Genomic DNA, 18537 nt, shown 5'->3' with positions numbered 1-18537 from the left:
CGATGCGTAGCCAGGGTTGTCTGCTTGCAGGTAGCCGTTCGCAGTGTTCACCACTGGAAACCGGCACCGATGGTCACCCCGCCATCGCCGCGGGTATTGGCCGAGCCACTGAGCTTGTAGATCCAGCGGCCGCCATCGGTGACACCCGACACGCCCACCGCCATGCTCGACTCGCCGTGGAAGGTACTGGCCGCCATCGACGCCATGCGCCTACCCGCCTCGGTGGGCTGCGGCAGACCCGCCATTGCCATTGCAGAGGCGACGCCGGCAGAGGCCCGGTCATCGATGCGCTTGATGTCGCGAGTGACATCATTGAAGCGTTGATCGGTGTAGTTCTTCGACCAGTCCATGACCTCCCCCATGCCTTTGTTGAGTTGTGCGACATTGACTGCATCGGTGGGCGCCACGCCGGTACCCACGTTGTGGATGACGGTACTGGTGCCCGGCCGCCCCATGGTCACGCTGGCATAGTTGGTGCTGCCGTCGGTGTTCTGGTCATAGCGCACCGTACCTTGCTGCGAAGCCTGCAGCTGGCGCACGTTGACCGCATCGGTGGCCGCGGTGCCATCGCCTACATTGGTTATCTGCCGCTCGGCGCCCGCAGCACCGACCGATACGGTGTTGGCACGGGTTGCCACCGAGCCCGCCCCCAACGCCACGCTGCCGGCGGCGGATGCGTTGGCACCGTTGCCGATGGCCACCGCCTGATTGCCGCTGGCCGTTGCTTGCGGACCAGCAGCCACGCTGTCCTGGCCGGTAGCCGAAGCGGCTGCCTTGGTTGAATTGACGGCGAAATACTGGTTGCCGGCGCCTCCGTTCTGGATGTTGTCGATGCGATTGTTGACGTTGACGATGGAGCCGTTCATTGCAGCCAGTGCATCGGTGACATTGCCCAGCGTCTGCTGGCTGCCAACACCGCTACTGTTGATCGAAGTGACGTTGAAGCTGGCGGCGCTCCACTGCCCGGTGCTGCTGTTGTACTGCAGCGTGCCGCCGATGGCCGACGCAAGCGCCTGGTTGGTTGCGGCCAGCTGCCCACCGTTGACCGCATCCAGGCTGCCAGTGGTGACACTGCCGGCAGCCACGTTGCCCAGGGCCACCGCCGCACCACTGCCATTGCCGGTCAAACGTACTGCATTGGTCGGATTACCGGCGGCGTCGGCGATGTATTTCACCGCCAAGGGATCGCTGCTGCCCGGGACATTGCCCGGCAACAGATTGCGCAGGTTGAGCAGCGAATCGCTGATGGAGCTGAACGCGCTGCCGATGTTTGCATAAGACTGCAGCGAAGCCGCACCCAGCACACCAATGCTGTTGATCTGGTAGTTCGGCGCGCCAAGTACACCACCGTTGAAGGTCGCACCGCCCCCCAGATACGCCGCCATCGAGCTGCCCAGCCCAAACAGCTGGCCACCATTGACCGCCTCCATGCTGCCCGCTGCGACCGAGCCAGCGGCAAGATTGGCCAGCACAGTGCCGCTGACCGCCTGACCACTGCCCAGCGTCACCTTGCTGTAATTGACAACACCATTGACGTCTTCGTCGTAGACCACGGCGGCCAGCCCCAGATCATCAATCTGGTCCAATGCGCCACGCAGCTGCTTGACGTTCACCGCATCGGTGTCCTGGCTGCCCGCGGCGACATGGGTGATCTGGCGCTCACGTCCCGCCGAACCCACCGCCACTTCACCTATGGAAGTCTGGGTAGCGGTCAGGCCGAACGCCGTGTAGTTGTCCTGGCCGCCGCGGGCGGCATTGGATTTGAAGCCCAGCGCCACGCTGTTGGCCTTGTCCGAAGTTGCACCAGCACCGAGCAGGGTCTGCGCGTTGGCCGTGCCCTTGGCGCTGTCACCAACCACCACCGAATGGCCCAGTCGGGCGTCATAGTCTGCCGTCGGGACACCGGTCTTGCCGCCTGCAGCATCGATGAACACCTGGTCTGCCGTCTGCGTTGCCAACCGGTGCTCGGCGTTGCTGCCGATCACCACTTCCTTGGAGCCATTTGCAAACGCGCCGTCACCGATCAGCACCTGGTAATCCTGCGCTGCGGGCACTGCCCAGCATTTGGCAGTCACCGCACCCAGCACGTTGAGGCAGTCGGAGGCCCAGCCCGGAGCGCCGTCCGGCAACACCAGGCCAAGCAGGCCGCCCGGATCGCCGTTGTTGATATTGGTGATGTAGCTGTCGGAGGTAACCCCTCCGATCAGGGTCAAATGCGAGTTGCCGCCGGTGCTCAAACCACCCAGCCCGTCCAGCAGACTGCCTACCGGACTCAGATTAACCACCGGCAAACCCAGCACCGATACCTCGGAATAGGTCTGCATCACGTTGGTGCTGTTGACCTTCAGGCTGCCGCTGTTGATATAGCCGTTGCCCCCCAGAATGGAGGTAAGCGGCGAATCCACCAGTTGGTTCACCGAGCCAACCAGCCCACCATTGCCGACGATCAGGCCAGATGGGCCTGCGCTGGGTGCCGGCGGTGCAGCGGGCACCACCGGAGTGCCGGTGAGGCCGCCAACAACGTTCGACAACCCACCGGTCACACCACCGATCACGCCACTCAGTGCACCGGTCACACCACCCACGCCCGATCCAGAGCCGACGATGCCGCCCAGCGTATTGCCGGTCGCACCCAGCAGCGTGGAAGCAGTGTTGTCGACCGTTTCCAACAGATTCTGCAACGTGCCAGTCACGTCGCCATTGGCTAGCGCGCCGGTCGTGTCCTGCAGCCCGCCGGTCAGCGTGCCAACCGTATTGGTGACACCTGCGCCCAACGTGTTCGAGCCGGTCACACCACCCACCACCGCACCGAGAAGATCGCCGACGCCGTCCAGCACAGGCGCAGTGCCATCGACCACGCCATTCACAGCACCACCCAGACCGGTACCCTCGACCAGCCCGCCGGTCAGATCTTCAACGGCACCCACCGTGCCGGTCACCACACCAAGCACCGGATTGCCACTTTGCTTTGCGCCTGGCAGCAACAGGTCACCCACACCGGCAACGCCACTGCCCAGATGACCGGTAACCGAGGTCACCGTCGTGCTGGCATGCGAGGTAAGCGTTTCGACCGCAGCCACGGGCTGGCCGGCCAGCACCTCGCCAGCCACTTCCTTGACCGCGCCCACCGTTGAAGCCAGCGCACCCTGCAACGGGCTTCCACCCTGTTGCCCCGGCAACAGCCCACCGACCACAGCTTCGACGCCACTGCCCAGATGCTGGCCAATCGGCGTCAACGTCGTCCCCACATGCGAGGTGAGTGTTTCCAGCGCAGCCACCGGCTCGCCGGTCAGCACTTCGCCAGTGAGCTCTTTGACCGCACCAGCCGTTGAAAGCAATGTTCCATGCAACGGGCTTCCGCCCTCCTCCTTGCCCGGCAGCAGCACCGCGGCGATGCCTTGCAGTCCCGCGCCGGTTCCGGTCAGCGGGCCAACCGTTGCAGTGACCGCAGCATTGGCCGAAGCCGCCAGCGGCTTCACTGCGAGCGCAGCATCAGCTACGACTGACAGCGCGGCTGCTGGTGACGTCGCCCCGCCATGCTGGTGCAACTTCGGCAGCGCAGCTCGCACACCTACTTGTGCGCGTATTGGCGCTGTTGCAGCAGCAACACGCGATTTGACCATGACAGTCGTCGACGCCTCCACCTGCAGCACCGCCGGCAATCTCACCGAGGCGTTGAGCGCAGTACCAGCGCCGACTGTCGGCAGGCTGGTGGCGACAATCTGCTGCGCGTCGGTGTTGCTGTACTTGGCGACCAGGTCCTGCAGGTCGGCAAGCTTTGCGTCGGTTGCCCACGCTGGCCCGGCCATCGCCAGCGCGATGGCGCTGCCCAGACCAGCCAGACGCCACGACATCGACGGCGACAAGCTTGCCGGACCAGAACGTTTCCCCTGTGCGCTGGCCAGTTCGGAACCTACGACGAAGGCATTGAGTGTGCGGTTCCAGACCAAACGATAAATGCGGTTCATGTGGCGCCTCCGGTTCGACCTATCCGGGCGCGGACAGGTCTTGGTTCGTGAGGCCAGTACAACGCTTGTGCACGCGTTGGTTTGCCCACATCCGGCACATCCATAGGGCAATTTGGCAAAGCGATACCCGTTAGCGGCACGCAGATGCACGTATTCGGCAACCACGGCGATTAAGTGATGGGCATCACAGCGGCTCTACCTAGCTCAGGCAGGTGAGTAAGTTCCACGCATCAAGGTCTCGCTCGGCAACTCACCAAACACCTTGCGGTAGCTGTCGGCAAAACGCGACAGATCCCACAGGCCGCAGCTCAACGCGATTGACTTGACCGACTTGCGGCCTGCATCCGCACTGGACAGGCTGCGGCAGGCCTCACATAGGCGCAGCATCGACAGGTAGCGCACCGGGGAAATCCCTACCAGCTCCTCGAAGGCATAGCGCAGTGCGCGCTCGCTGACGCCGGCGGCGTCGCACAGCTCGTGCATATAGATGTGGCGTCGAAGATTCGCATACATCATGTCCTCGGCGCGGCGAAAAATCAGATAACGAGCGCGTCGACTGCGATTGCAGCCTGCGCGTTCCGGCGCGCCATTGGTCACTACCTCCTTGACGTGCGCATCAAGCATCGCGTCTATCTCGTCGCCGCCGACTTCGCCTTGGTGTATGCGCTCGTGCAACCCTTGGTAATAAGCCTGCAGCGGAATGTGCGGGCGGTTGCTCAACACCGGTACGCCGACCGCTTCTTCGAGAAGACCACCGAGACGTTGCGCTGCCGCGCGTTCCTGGAAGCGCTTGAGCGGGACCAGCACAAAGGTCATCCGACTGCCGGCACCCAAGGCAAATTCGGTAACACCCTCAGGCATTACCGACACGATATTGCCCGATACCAGTGGCACGCCATGGCACCAGCTGGTGTCCGGGTCCGCCGTCTGCAGGCACCCCAGCAGGCACCAATCCAGTGGCAGCATGAAGCGACCACGTGTCCGTGCGCCGACCTCGAACGTGCACAACAAGGCCTGGTCGTGAACAAACGAGGTGATCGACGCCGTGGGTGGCTGATCATCAAGCAACACCAATTCAACGTGGCACACGCGAAGCGTGCCGCTCAGCGACGCCAGATCAAATGATCGCAAACCGTTTCCGCCGACTACCGCATCCATGTGAACGCCTTTGCGCCCCCCTGAGTTGGGGACACGCTTCAGAAGCCCGACCATCCGTTGCAGGTAAACGAACAGAACCTGCAATCCCCTGCCGCACAGCCTGAAACTCGCATTACGGAACCGCCAAGACAGACGCATTCAACATCCTTTGCGCCTTGGATACTGACAAAAAAAACAAGTCTTCACGCCGGCTCCGCCATCCACTAATCGCGAAATCCATCACATATATGAAAAACAATTCATTTTTGCCGAATCTGCGCATCTGTGCGGGGGCCCGATTGCAATGATGTTTCCGGGCATGCGCTGCATGCCGACAGGGGACAACGGAAGCAAAGGTAGGGAACTGCCGGCACAACCCGGCAACCTGAGCAACCGTCGGCACACTCTTGCCGGTGTCATGAGCATCCCAATGACCTCAATCGGGCAGCAATGCCCATCGCCCGGCTTTCTGTCGGTGCAACACCGACACCGGGTCATCAGGGAGAACATCATGAACGCACAGCTGCGCAGGTTTTTCCGGGAAGAAGACGGTGTCACCGCCCTTGAGTATGGACTGCTGGCCGCGGTGGTGGCCGGGCTTATTATTTTCTTCGCCCGCGATGGCCTGATGGAGGTTTTCACAACCGTGCTCGCCAAACTAACTGCACTGGTCAATGGCGCCGATTCGGGCGGCGGCAGCGGCAGTGGCGGCATGATCTGAGCCAAGCACGAGGCCACCAACATGACCTTTGCCTACCTGGTCGCGCTGTTGCTCGGGGCTCAGGTCGCCATAAGCGACCTGATGGCCCGTCGCGTTTCCAACCGGGTACTGCTATCCGTGTTGGCGTGCACAGCCGGTATGCAGCTGTTGCAGGTCGGGGGCTCGCCGCCGTTCGCCGATTGTCTGCTTGGTGGCGCGCTCGGACTGGCGGTACTACTGCCGTTCTACGCCATCGGCTGGATGGGTGCGGGCGACGTGAAATTGTTTTCCGTCATCGGCTTTCTGCTCGGAAGCAGCGTGCTGCTATCGGTCTGGGTCATCGCCAGCCTGGCTGCCGGAGCCCACGCGCTGCTCCTCATCGCATGGCCTTCGCTAGCACTGTATGCACCGCCCCGGCTCTTACGAGCGGTGCAATCGCTACAAGGCCCAGCCGTTTTTCACGACTGGCAGATGGATCTGCGTTCTGCACGCCAAGGTCGACGTGGCATTCCCTACGCCGCCTACATGGGCCTGGCATTGATAGCAGTCGTATTGCAGGGAGGTACGCATGCCTAGGTATCCATCTCCAGCCCGGCACCCTTCAAGCCGGCACCTTCCAAATCGGCAGCGGATACGCGGTGTCGTAACCATCGAGTTCGCCTTGATGATGATGTTTGGCGTATTGCCCTTGCTGTTCATCACCTTCACCGGAGTGATGATTTTCGCCGCACAGCAATCATTGGCGTTGGCCGCCGGTGAGGGGGCTCGTGCATCCTTGCGCTATGGAACCACCGCAGAACGGCGCAGCAATGCCTGCCAGGCCGCCGCACGTTCGATGCAATGGCTGTTGAATTATTCCAAGACATCGGCCGCCTGCAGCAGTGCCAATGCCGCACCGATCGCGGTCTCTCAACCTTATGTCTGCGCTGCCGATAGCACTGTCAAGTGCATCAAGGTGACCACCTATTACGACCATGATGCGCATCCCTTCATGCCGGGCACTGGCACCTTGATGGGCTGGACCATGGGCAAGTCATTGAGCAGTACCGCCGTTGTTCAACTGGATCTAGGCGACCGCTAAACGCGGACTCCAAGGGGGAGGAGCTTCAAGATGCCCAAGGCAATACGCATAGCTGCAATCCTGCTGTTGGCCGTGGCAGCACTGTTGATGGTGCTGGCCTTCGGAATCGGCCGGCGCGCAACGCCGACCGCCGAATCCAGCAGCGCGACGCTACCGGTCAACCCACCCAAGCGGATGATGGTGGTCGCCAGCAAGGATCTACCCGCCGGCCAACCGATCACCGCTGCCGATCTCACCATCGCCGAAATGGCCTTGCCACCAGTCAACGGCTACACCGCGATCAGCGAGGTGGAAGGACGCACGCCGGCAAGGAACATCGCTGCCGGCGCGCTGATCACCAGCCAACAATTGCTGCAAGGCATCGCCATTGGCATCAAACCCGGTGAACGCGCCGTAGCCGTGCCAGTTGACGAGCTCGCCGGGGTCAGCAACCGCGTCACGCCCGGCGACTACGTCGATGTATTCATGAGTCTGCAGGACCCATCCAGCGCTGGCAGCGGCCAGACCAATACCCAGGCGCGACTGTTGCTCTCTCGCCTGCAGGTACTGGGCTACGGCAACGCCGATGTTGGCCAAACCAGCAACCGCGCCGACGAACAGGGCAACGAGGTTGGCACGTCGTCACCGGAGCCGGGCAGCCGTGCCGAAACCATTGCATCCCGCGATGGCCGTAGCAGTGGCTCTGCAAACGCGGATGCGGCGCAGGCGCGCAGTGCGATCCTGGCCGTTCCGGTGCAGGATGCCGGGCGCTTGTTGCTGGCCGCACATAGCGGCAAGTTGTTCTTGGCGCTGCGCAATCCCGGCGACACTGGATTGGCGGATGAATCCATCTTTACGACGCCGGCAGCGGTGCTGGCGCTACGCGGAAATCTTGACGAAGCGGCGGCCGACGCCGCCTCCCGCCCGGAAAACCGCGCCTACGCGGGTATCGACCTGAACGGACTGGCCGGCAGCAGCCGCCGGCCAGCGCCGGCGGCAAGCACGGCGTCGGCCGCACCGCAACGCCAACGTGGCGTACGTCCAGCCCCCCGCCAAGGCATCGAGATCATCCGCGGCACGCCCCCTTCCAATCAGCAGTCTTCGCCATGACCGGGGGAATCATCTTGCACCAGCGTTCTTCCATCACCGCACCTGCGTTGTTCACCTTGGCGCTATTGGCGATGAGTGGCTTCATGCCACCGCTGACCCAGCCCGCGCAGGCACAGGCAAGCAGCAACAGCGTTGTGCTCGAACTCAACGAGCAACGCCCCTGGAACCTGCCAGCCGGCGTCGAACGGATCGCCATCGCCGACCCATCCATCGCAGACATCACCCGCATCGGCCGCAACAGCGAAGCCTTGCTGGTGGGCAAGTCCGCTGGCAGTACCACCTTGCTGTTGTGGCTGCAGAAGCAGGCCGCGCCAACGCGCATTCGGGTTGACGTGCGCAACGCGGTACAGGGCGGACTACTGGATGGCAGCGCCAATGGGCTCACTGTGCAGGCTGGCCAGGCGCTGCTGTCAGGCAGTGCGGGCTCATTGCTTGAGCACGAAGCACGCCGCAAAGCAGCGGCTTCGGCTATCGGCGAAAAAGGCGTGATCAGCGACGCGACCACCATCAGCAGCGGCGGCGTGGTGCAGGTCGAAGTCAAAGTGGTGGAGTTCAACAAGAGCGTGCTGCGCCAGGTCGGCATCAGCTTCAAGAACATCAATGGCGGCTTCAGCTACGGCATCAGCTCGCCGAGTGGCAGCAATGACGGTGGTGCGCTTTCATCGGCATTCAAGCTGGTCGCCAAGTCCATCCCCGGCGCCTGGGATGCCAATATTGACCTGCTGCAGGCCAATGGCATGGCGCGGGTGCTCGCCGAGCCAACCCTGGTAGCACTGTCTGGCCAGAGTGCTAGCTTTCTTGCCGGTGGCGAACTGCCGATCCTCGAGCCGCAAGGGCTTGGCACCACCACGGTGACCTTCAAACCGTTCGGCATCGGCCTGACGGTCACCCCCACTGTATTGTCGGCCGACCGCATCGCGCTGAAGGTGGCACCGGAGGCCAGCGATCTGGACTACACCCGCGGTATCACCCTGGATGGCACCCAGATTCCCGCCATCTCCACCCGCCGCGCCGACACCACGGTGGAGCTGGGCGATGGCGAGAGCTTCGTCATCGGCGGCCTGGTCAGCAGCCAGCTGTCCTCGAACGTCAACAAGATCCCGTTGCTGGGCGACATCCCGATTCTTGGCTCGTTCTTCCGCAACCTCAGCTACAAGCGCGAGGACAAAGAACTGGTGATCGTGGTGACACCGCGCTTGGTCAAACCGTTGGCGCGTGGCACTGAAATCCCACTGCCTGGACAACGCGAAGCACAACCCAAACTTCCGGTCTGGGGCGCATGGTTGCTGCACCCGGCCAGCCCCGACCAACTCCCTGGCTTCTCACGCTGAAGTGCCCCCATGCCCCCGGTGATGCCCTTGCCCCAGACCCAGAGCCATCCCGAATTGAATCTGCTGCTGTACGCACCAGATAACCGCCACATGGCGCGTCTGGGTTCCGTACTCGCGGGGCAGGCCAATCTGCGCTGGGTCGATAGTCGCGAAACCAACCCGCGCCAGCTGCTCGACGCCGCTGCCGGCTCGGCATTCGTGTTGCTCGACTATTGCGGTGGCAATGCTGCGTACTCCACCGATGTCGCCCGGCAACTGCACGCCCTGCCCGACTGCCCTGCACTGATTGGACTGGGCACTACCGGACCGGAACAGGCTGCACACCTGTTGGCAGCGATGCGCGCGGGCGTCTGCGACTTTGTCGATATCGACAACAGCACAGCCCAGATGCTGGAGGTGTTTGAGCGCGTCGGCGCGGCTCCCGGCCCGGTGCGCGCGAGCGCAGCACCGGAACTGCGCCCGGACGGTCGCCTGATCGTGCTATTGGGGGTGCGCCCCGGCGTGGGTACCAGCACCCTGGCAACCCATCTTGGCGTGAGCTTGGCCGAACAGAACCCGGTTTCGCCCGATGTTGCCGGCCTGCAGGGCTGGCTGCTGCTGATCGACCTGGGTCAACCCGCTGCTGACTCCGCGCTTTATCTGGGCATGGAAAGTCACTTCAGCTATGAAGAAGCATTGCGCAGCGTCGAGCGGATGGATCGCACCTTTGCCGGCACCGCATTTGCCCACCACGCCAGTGGCATGGCTCTGCTCGGAATCGCCAGTGGCAGCCTGCTGAAGAAACATGAACCCATCTCCCTGCTCGACCGCCTGCGCAGCGTGTTTCCGCTGAGCCTCTGCGATGTCGGCGGCCTACCGGTACAGCTGCTGCCGACCACGTTGCTCAAGAGCGCGTCCGAAGTCTGGTTGGTCACCGACCAGGCGATTGGATCGCTGGTGTCGCTGGACCAGACCATGCGCGAGCTGGAAAGCCGCGGCCTGCGCGACGAGCGCCTGCAGCTGATCGTCAACCGTTTCGACGCCAACGGCGGACTGGCCGATACCCAGATCGCACAGCGCTTCAACCTGCCCTTGTTGACCACCATTCCCGATCGTTCGCGGGTGCTGCGCTCCAACGCAGGACTAGGCCGTTTGTTGACGGACGCTGCTCCGCGTGACCCCTATGTCAAAGCGTTGCAGCCTTTGCTGCAACGCCTGGAAAGGCGGCGACCTGCAACCGCGCCAACCACCTTGCCGACCTCTCCGCTGGCACGTCTCGCCACTCTGCTGGGTAGATAACAATGGAAGACAAAGTCACCCCCTTGTCCCCGCGCATCGCCGCAGCAGCACTGTCAGTGGAGCCGTCGCCGAACGTGCCGTTCGAGCAGACCGAGCAGTTCCAGACCGTGCTGTCCGCGGCTCACGAGTATCTGTTGAACCATATCGAGGACCAGCGTGTCGACATCGACTCCTGGTCGCCGGAAACCATCGGCAAATTCGTGCGCACGCAGACCGCAGCCTTCGTCAGGGAATGGAAGATCCCGGTCAATGCACACGAGATGGAAGCCGTTGCCAGCGCCTTGCAGAAGGAACTGACCGGCTTTGGCCCGCTGGATGACCTGCTGCATGATCCGGAAATCGAAGACATCCTGATCAATGGCTACAAGGACGTACATGTATCGGCCGGTGGCATGCTGCGTCGGTCGACCCAGCGCTTCGGCGATGATCGCCACCTGCTGCGTATCCTGCGCCGCATCATCGCCCCGCTCGGCCGCCGCCTGGACGACTCCAACCCCATGGTCGACGCGCGCCTGCCCAACGGCGGCCGCCTCAACGCCATCATTTCGCCATTGGCCGTTGATGGACCAATGGTGTCGATCCGCAAGTTCCGCAAGGACCCGTTCACCCCCGATGAGTTGCTGGGACGCGGCGCCTTCGACAAGCCGATGTATGCCCTGCTCAACGCGATGGTGCGCGGCCGCTGCAACATCCTGATCTCCGGCGGCACCAGCTCGGGCAAGACCTCGCTGCTCAACGCGCTGGCAACCTTCATCCCACACAACGAGCGCGTCATCACCGTCGAAGACACCGCCGAGCTTGCCCTCAACCACCCGCATGTGGTGCGCCTTGAATCACGCATGGGCGGCTTTGACGGCAACGGCGCAGTCAGTATCCGCGAACTGGTACGCAACAGCCTGCGCATGCGCCCGGACCGCATCGTGGTCGGCGAAGTGCGTGGCGCCGAGGTGCTGGAAATGCTGCAGGCGATGAATACCGGCCACGACGGCTCGATGGCCACCGTACATGCCAACAACGCCCGCGACTGCCTGTATCGACTGGAGATGCTGGCCGGTTTTGCCGGCTTCCAGGGAAGCGAAGACAGCCTGCGCCGGCAAATCGCCGGTGCCATAGACTTCATCGTGCAGATATCGCGGCTGGGCAGTGGCCGAAGGGTGATCGTCTCCATCACCGAGATCACCGGCGTCAGCGACAACGTCATCACCAGCCAGGAGCTATTCAAGCACGAAACCTGGATCGACCAGGACAGCCGCGAACGCGACCGCTGGATAGGTCTGGGCTTCCACCCGCATTGCCACAAGCTTGAGCCGTTCCGACTGGAACTGCGCGAGGCCAACATGGGGAGCTTCCCTTCATGATGCTGCCCTTGTTGCTCGGGAGCTTTGCGGTGCTGCTGGTGGCGCTGGCGATGGGCCTGTGGTGGGGCTTGGCTACCCGCCTGCAACAGCGCGCCGCCGCCAGCCACGCCGACACCCGGCTGTCGCAGCCCGATCCACAGCGCGCCGCCGATGAAGCCCGCAACAGCCGTCCACCGAGCAAACGCTGGGCCGAGCTGCTGCGCCGGGCGGGATTGAAAGACTCGGTGCGCACACTGATCCTGATCGCAGTGCCCGGGATCATCGCCACCATCGGTGCTGGCCTGCGCCTGGGCAGCGCCTGGTTTGGCGCCTTCGTGCTGGCGTTGTATCTGCTGGCTGTTGCGTTGTGGTTATACCGGCGCATCGACAAGATCCAACAGCGGCTGGTCGCGCAGATGCCGGACTTCCTGGAAAACATGGTGCGCATGGCCGGTATCGGCAACAGCTTGTCGATGGCCTTCCAGAGCGCCACCCAGAATGTCGATCCGCCACTGCGCCCCATCCTCGACAACGCACTGACCTATACCCGCGCGGGCATGGACCTGGACCGGGCCCTGCAACACGCCGCGCAGGCCTATCGCTTGCGCCCTCTGGAAATGCTGGCAGTGATCCTCGGCACCAGCATCCGCATCGGCGGGCGCAGCGACCAGATCCTGCAACGCATGAGCGACTTCATGCGCGATATGGAAGAGGTGCAGCGCGAACTGCAGGCGACCACCTCCGAGACCCGCATGTCTGCCTGGGTACTTGCGTTGCTGCCAGTCGGCGCGGCCTTGTCGATGGCCTTGATGAGTCCGGACTTCTTCCAGCCCATGTTCCATGAACCGCTGGGCAAGAAAATCCTGCTGATCGCAGTGCTGCTCGAACTGTGCGGCGGCTTTCTGCTGTACCGGCTGGCCAAATCGCTATGACGCCATCAATCGCCCCTCACCTCCGTCGGAGAGCCGCATGAACCAGCTGTACGCCATCGCCATGATGCTGGTCGTACTGGCCCTGGTACTGGCCGCGGCCGGCCTGCTCTACCGCGGACGCCGCAGCCAGCAAGCGGGCGCGGCATTGCAGACCGCACTGGACACGGCCCAGCACCTGGAACACGACAACGCACCGAAAGCCGGTTGGTGGCGGCAACGACTGAGCGACCTTGCCGCCATCGGCCAGCACTTCGACGGCAGCCGCGTGCAGAAAGCGCTGCTTGCGCCCGAAGACAAGCTGCTGTTGGAACAGGTGGGCTGGAACCACAACACCGGAACCGCCGCCTTTCTTGCCGCGCGATTGCTGCTGGCATTGCTGATGCCGTTCCTTGCCGTACTGGTGTTACGGCCGCACGGCGGCGACATGGTCATCATTCTATTGGTCGGTTTTGCGCTGGGAATTCTGCTGCCAAAACTGCTGTTGCGCAGCTGGGCCGGGCGTCTTCGAAAAAAAGTGGACGAGGAACTGCCTTTGCTGATCGACCTGCTGCGCCTGCTGCAGGGCGTGGGCTTCAGCATCGACCAGAGCCTGCAGATGGTTGGCGAAAAACTGCACATCGCCATCCCGGTACTCGGCCGTGAGCTGCAGCTCGCCAATGCCGGCTATAGCCGCGGCCGCAGTCGCGCGCAATCGCTGCGGCGTCTATCTGATTCCTTCGACAACGACGACCTGCGCAGCCTCATACAGATGATATTGCAGGTGCACCAACACGGCGGCGCCGTACAGGAGCCCCTCAAGCAGTTCGGCATGCGCCTGCGCGAGCAGCGCCGCATGAAGATGAAAGAGAAGGTCGGCAAGCTCTCGGTGAAGATGACCGTGGTGATGATGATCACCTTGCTGCCGGCACTGATGCTGGTACTGGCCGGGCCAGCCATCATTTCGCTGGCTGCCGCGATCAAGGGGATGTAATGAAAGCCGACCTGACGAAGATCAAGGCACTGTTGCTGATCGCAATAGCCCCTGCCCTGCTCGCGGGCTGTGGCGGCAGCCGCGCCGCCTACAGACAACCGCCGGTTGAACCAGCCCTGGTGGAAGCCGCGCAGGACGATCGCGGCATGTATCTTGGCCTGCTCAAACAGATGCAGCTGCAAGGTGCCTACTACGCCTCATTGGCGCATATCGACGCTTTCCGGCAACGCTTCGGCGACAGCCCGGAACTACGCATCCTGCAAGCCAATGCACTGCGCGAAACCGGTGATGACGCAAGCGCAGCCGGCATCTACCGAAGTTTGACCAAGGGTAGCCAGGCAGCACCGGCCTGGCACGGACTTGGGCTGATCGCAGCCGCCACGCAGGACCACACCGCCGCGCAGCTTGCCCTCGACAACGCAGTGCGTGCCGACCCACTCAATGTCGCCTACCTCGGCGACCTTGGGTTTGCACTATTGCAGGCAGGACACGTCGAACAGGCACGGGCGCCGTTGGCCAAGGCAGCCGAGTTGGGGCCGGACAATATCCGCGCCATCTCCAATCTGGCGCTGTGGGCATTGCTGTCCGGGCAGACCACGACGGCGGAAAGCATGATGCAACGCGCGAATCTGCCGCCATCGACCCGGAACGAAATCTACCGGCTCGCGCAGACCCTGCGACAGCCAGTAGCCGCTGTCGCTCCTGCAGCAACGACAGCAACGACAGCAACGACAGCAACGACAGCAACGACAGCAAGCAATGCGACCACACTGGCCGCGCAGCAGCCTGCCACCAGCAGCAGGCATGTCCCGCGTCCACCCGGCTCGATGCTTGATCGTTTCAGCCCCTCGTCGACCACTTCGCAGGAGGTAACGCCGTGATCCGAACAGCATCCATTGCCGCAGCAGTGCTGCTGGGTTCATTCGCTAGCTGCGCATCCGCAGCCGACCAGCATGCTCCCTTGATCGAGCGCATGTCCGATACCAGTACCGGAACCAGCACAAACGCAGGCAACGAGGTTGCTGCAACTGCAACTGCAGCCTCGACGGTAACGGCCAGCACCTTTGCCGACCTGCCACGTTCACAGGTGGGTGACACCACCCGCGCCCTGCTGCAGCTGCAGGCCGACAACAGTCGCCCCGGCACCGTGCTCCCGATGCTCGGCGAGGCCGCGAGCCGCAGTTACCAGCGTTACCTCAACAGTTTTGATCACCCAATCCCCGAGTACTTCGAAGCAGCGCTCCCCAATCCCAAGCAAGGCGGCGGCAGCCGCTGAGGCCCACCATGTACAGCCCGCGTCGGTCATCACATTCATTGTCACGCGCGCTAAGCGACCCATCCACCAGCATGCGCCAACGTGGCGGCGCAGGACTGCCAATGCTGCTGCTGTTGCTCGGGCTGGTGGTGATACTTGGCCTGGTCGAGGTGGGCTACCTCTACTGGAGCAAGCGAGATGTGCAGAAGACTGCCGACTTGGCTGCGTTGGCCGGCGCGCAGCGCCTGGAACTGTGCACCACCGATTACAAGGACAATCTGGCTGCACGCAACAATGCGACCACCGACAATCGATTCGCTGGCCAACTCGCAATCGACTGTGGCTATTGGGGAGCCGAGCTGGCGCCCGGCGCACGCTTCGTCGAAGTTTCCAGCAGCCACCCCTTGAATGCGGTAAGAGTCACCGCCTCACGGCAATCGGTACCGCTGCTGGGCCAGCTCACCTCCCTGCCAAGGATCAGCGCCACCGCTGTGGCCAAACGCACTTCCCCCCAGGCGGCTTTCAGCGTCGGTTCGCGGCTGCTCAACACCAACAGCAATGCGCCGCTGCAGGGAATACTGCGATTGGTCGGTGTCGATCTGACTCAGACCCAGATCGCAAGCTATCAGGGTTTGGCCAACCTGAAGATCACCCCGCGCGGCCTGCTGCAGGCATTGGGAATTCCCGTTGCCACCGACATCAATGTAGGCGAATTGAACAGCCTGCTCGCCGCCAACCAAGTATCCGTGGGCAGACTGCTGGATGTCATGGCTACGCTGGCCAACCAACAAGGGCTGGCTGGCGTTGACCTGCGCCTGCTACAGCAGAAGCTGCTAGGCGCAGGTATCAGCAACGCGCTGGTGCAGCTCGGCTCCACCGCCAGCAGCGCAGGCCTGTTCGCCAAGATCGCGGGGGGCAGCGAAGCAGCCAACGGCGCGCTGGATATAGATCTCAATGCGCTCGATCTGCTTGGCACAAGCATCTCCGTCGCCAATGCCAAGCACGCCGTCGAGGTACCGCAGCTGGACCTGCTCGGCCTGCTCAAGGCCAAGGCAAGTATTGTCGAGCCCGCCTCAATCGGCATCGGCCCGGTCGGCACCACCGCCTACAACAGCCAGGTGCGGCTGTTCCTGGATATCGACTCGCAACGGATTCCCGCACTCGGCACGGTACTGAACTGGTTGGGCACGCGCATCAAGCTGCCCACCTACATCGACGTGATCGACGGCTTCGGCCAACTCACCGCCATCGATTGTTCAACCCAACCGGCGACGGCCAAGGTCGACGTTACCAGTGCCATCGCCAACGTCTGCATCGGCAAGGCCACCACACCATGGGACTCCACCCGTGAGCTGTGCCGCACCGGGCTGGGCAACGAGACCCTGGTCAGCCTGCTCGGCCGCGATGTGCTCAACAAGAAGATTTCGCTGGAAGCACTGTCACAAAGCGATCAGCTGACCTTGAGTCCAGGCCAGACCGGCACGGTCAAACCCAATGATCTGAAGGTAGGCAAGCTGGTCTCGGACCTCGTCGACGCCTTGCTCGGCACCGTGCAATCACTGTTCGCCCCACAGGGCAACAGCAGCGATGCGGCCAAGGATCTGGCCGTGCAGTACCTGGAAGCCACCAAGAAAAACGGCCTGTACCAGCCCGCCGTCGTGGTGCAGGCCCTGACCAACGGCAACAGCGACGCCAATCTGCCGGCACTGGGTAGCTGGACCACCGAAATCCCAACCTGCGACAGCTGGCTGCTGGGCTGCACGCCCAAGAAAGTGCAGGGCGACGTCTGGCAGGGCTTTCTCTACGAGACCACGATCAGCAAGCCCAGCGTGCTCGGCGGCCTGCTCGACGTACTCGGGCTGACGTCCTGCCAAGGCCTGATCGCCGGCCTGGCCTTCAATGACTGCGTCAGCAACTCGCTGGCCAAGTACCTGCAGACCAAGCCCGGTGGCCTCAGCGGCAGCGGCGGCTACAACCCGGTGACCGGCAGCGGCAGCTGCGGCAGCGTGCTGTGCCTGTTGCTCAAACCCGTCATCGACAACACCTTGCGGCCGCTGCTCGATGGCGTCGGCAACCTGCTGGCAAAGCTGCTGTCGGACGTCCTGGGCCTGCAGCTGGGCCGTACCGACGTGCATATGCAGTCGATCCAATGCGGCCGCAGCCAGTTGGTCGAATGAGGGTCATCCCGAACAGTGCAGACGCCCACACCGCAATGCTTTCCAGCGCCAGATCGCGTGCTATGCTCGGGTACGAACAAGGCGCATTCATGAAATGCGACGGCCATCGCAATTCGGGGGAATTACGAGGACTTATGACAAGGATCGAAATGCTTCCGAGCCGGTTTGGTTGTGCGTTATTCCTGATTGTTGGCCTGCTGACGGCACCTGCCGCGATGGCCGGCCGTTGGCAGCGCGGTGAAGCCGAGGTGCCGGCCGCCCCCGCCAACAGCGAAGACAGCGCGGTTGGCAATACCGTGGCCGAGCTGAAACGCTTGATGGGCAACCAGGAACTTACCGAGCTGCGTACTACCTATAACGGCAACTACGGTGCCAGCCTGCTGTTCCACGCCGATTCGCTGAACTACTACGTGGCGTTGTTCCACGAGAAGGAGTTCTGGCGGGTGATCCGCACCGACTCGGTGGAGAGCGCCGAATCGCTCTACCTCACCTTCGCCGAGCAGACCAAGCAGTTGGCCCAGGTCTATCTGGACACCATCCGTCTGCAGGCCGGCAAGGGCTATAGCGAGAAGCTGGTAGCGATGAACGAGCGCCGCCTGCGCGGCCTGCAGCAGGAAGCGGAACAGCAACGCCAGCAGTCGCTGCAGGTCAGCAACGCCCTGCAGGAGCGCAAGCAGCAAGCGGTGGCACTGAGCTCGGACCTGCGCGCCACCAATACCCAGCTGGAAGCCCTGAACCAGCAGATCAAGGCCTTGCAGGCGCAGCAGGTCAACCCCGAGTTGACCCTGCCGGCCACTCCCAACGTTGCTCCGGCGACCGCAGCCACCCCGGTGGTCCCAACTACCCAGGAACCGGCCAGCCACCCCTGACACCCTGGTTTCAACGCAAAGAAGCGAACGCAGCCTTCTCTCAAGAAAGGCGGCGTTTTTGTAGTGCCGAGCCATGCTCGGCAGGAGCTTGCCCAGCACCGCATCAGCCCCGGGCCACTTGTCTGAGCGGCGCTGGATGGCCTCGGGCTACAAGCCGCGAAGCCGTCACTGCATCAGCCCGCGAAGAGCCTACCCCTCCCCAGCCCTTCGCTACGCGAAAGGGAGGGAGCAGAGCGTAGTGGGCGGGCGCGAGGCCACCCCCCCACCCCCCCCCAGCACCCCCCCCCACCCCCCGCCGCCCGGTTGGCCCCCCCACTACAAAAACGCCGCCTTTCTTGAGAGAAGGCTGCGTTCGCTTCTTTGCGTTGAAACCAGGGTGTCAGGGGTGGCTGGCCGGTTCCTGGGTAGTTGGG

At 63.1% G+C, this 18537-nt stretch carries 15 protein-coding genes; 13 read left to right on the top strand and 2 right to left on the bottom strand.

Going from position 1 to position 18537, the window contains the following annotated elements; genetic code table 11:
• Positions 1-47 precede the first annotated feature (47 nt).
• Positions 48-3968, bottom strand: coding sequence for an ESPR-type extended signal peptide-containing protein (locus tag ACVOMF_RS05645; RefSeq protein ID WP_481508391.1), 3921 nt, complete (start codon positions 3966-3968; stop codon positions 48-50).
• 204 nt (positions 3969-4172) lie between these two features.
• Positions 4173-5126 carry a helix-turn-helix domain-containing protein gene (locus tag ACVOMF_RS05640; RefSeq protein WP_481508390.1) on the bottom strand — a complete coding sequence of 318 codons (954 nt, stop codon included), beginning with the start codon at positions 5124-5126 and terminating at the stop codon, positions 4173-4175.
• Positions 5127-5616: 490 nt separating this feature from the next.
• Here ACVOMF_RS05640 and ACVOMF_RS05635 point away from each other — a divergent pair, with 490 nt between their 5' ends.
• From ACVOMF_RS05635 to ACVOMF_RS05575, 13 genes are all read left to right on the top strand, one after another.
• Positions 5617-5826, top strand: coding sequence for a Flp family type IVb pilin (locus tag ACVOMF_RS05635; RefSeq protein ID WP_481508389.1), 210 nt, complete (start codon positions 5617-5619; stop codon positions 5824-5826).
• Positions 5827-5847: 21 nt separating this feature from the next.
• Positions 5848-6381, top strand: coding sequence for an A24 family peptidase (locus tag ACVOMF_RS05630; protein WP_481508388.1), 534 nt, complete (start codon positions 5848-5850; stop codon positions 6379-6381).
• Positions 6382-6469: 88 nt separating this feature from the next.
• Complete coding sequence (locus ACVOMF_RS05625) at positions 6470-6886, top strand: pilus assembly protein (protein WP_481508418.1); 417 nt, start codon at positions 6470-6472, stop codon at positions 6884-6886.
• A gap of 30 nt (positions 6887-6916) precedes the next feature.
• Positions 6917-7975 carry a Flp pilus assembly protein CpaB gene (gene cpaB / locus ACVOMF_RS05620; RefSeq protein ID WP_481508387.1) on the top strand — a complete coding sequence of 353 codons (1059 nt, stop codon included), beginning with the start codon at positions 6917-6919 and terminating at the stop codon, positions 7973-7975.
• 71 nt (positions 7976-8046) lie between these two features.
• Entirely contained in the window at positions 8047-9306 is a 1260-nt protein-coding gene (locus tag ACVOMF_RS05615) for a type II and III secretion system protein family protein (RefSeq protein ID WP_481508417.1), read from the top strand.
• Positions 9307-9333: 27 nt separating this feature from the next.
• On the top strand, positions 9334-10584 hold the full coding sequence (locus ACVOMF_RS05610) for a CpaE/TadZ family protein (protein ID WP_481508386.1): 1251 nt from the start codon (positions 9334-9336) through the stop codon (positions 10582-10584).
• 2 nt (positions 10585-10586) lie between these two features.
• Positions 10587-11942 carry a TadA family conjugal transfer-associated ATPase gene (locus tag ACVOMF_RS05605; RefSeq protein WP_481508385.1) on the top strand — a complete coding sequence of 452 codons (1356 nt, stop codon included), beginning with the start codon at positions 10587-10589 and terminating at the stop codon, positions 11940-11942.
• The gene (locus tag ACVOMF_RS05600) at positions 11939-12853 is read left to right on the top strand and encodes a type II secretion system F family protein (RefSeq protein ID WP_481508384.1); all 915 of its coding nucleotides are present in this window, start codon (positions 11939-11941) and stop codon (positions 12851-12853) included. The genes ACVOMF_RS05605 and ACVOMF_RS05600 overlap by 4 nt, the downstream gene beginning before the upstream one ends.
• 37 nt (positions 12854-12890) lie before the next feature.
• Positions 12891-13823: a type II secretion system F family protein gene (locus ACVOMF_RS05595; protein WP_481508383.1), complete on the top strand. Its 933-nt coding sequence runs from the start codon at positions 12891-12893 to the stop codon at positions 13821-13823.
• Complete coding sequence (locus ACVOMF_RS05590; protein WP_481508382.1) at positions 13823-14704, top strand: tetratricopeptide repeat protein; 882 nt, start codon at positions 13823-13825, stop codon at positions 14702-14704. Before ACVOMF_RS05595 ends, ACVOMF_RS05590 begins: the two co-directional genes overlap by 1 nt.
• Positions 14705-14796: 92 nt before the next feature.
• Positions 14797-15099, top strand: coding sequence for a DUF3613 domain-containing protein (locus ACVOMF_RS05585; protein WP_481508381.1), 303 nt, complete (start codon positions 14797-14799; stop codon positions 15097-15099).
• 8 nt (positions 15100-15107) lie between these two features.
• Positions 15108-17255, top strand: a complete 2148-nt coding sequence (locus ACVOMF_RS05580) for a TadG family pilus assembly protein (RefSeq protein WP_481508380.1) — start codon at positions 15108-15110, stop codon at positions 17253-17255.
• Between the two features lie 134 nt (positions 17256-17389).
• Complete coding sequence (locus ACVOMF_RS05575) at positions 17390-18124, top strand: DUF2968 domain-containing protein (RefSeq protein WP_481508379.1); 735 nt, start codon at positions 17390-17392, stop codon at positions 18122-18124.
• The last annotated feature ends 413 nt before the right edge of the window (positions 18125-18537 follow it).

Source organism: Stenotrophomonas sp. STEN022, from assembly GCF_056760155.1.
Note: the sequence above shows the minus strand (reverse complement) of the source record. Positions and strands in the feature narration are given on the sequence as shown.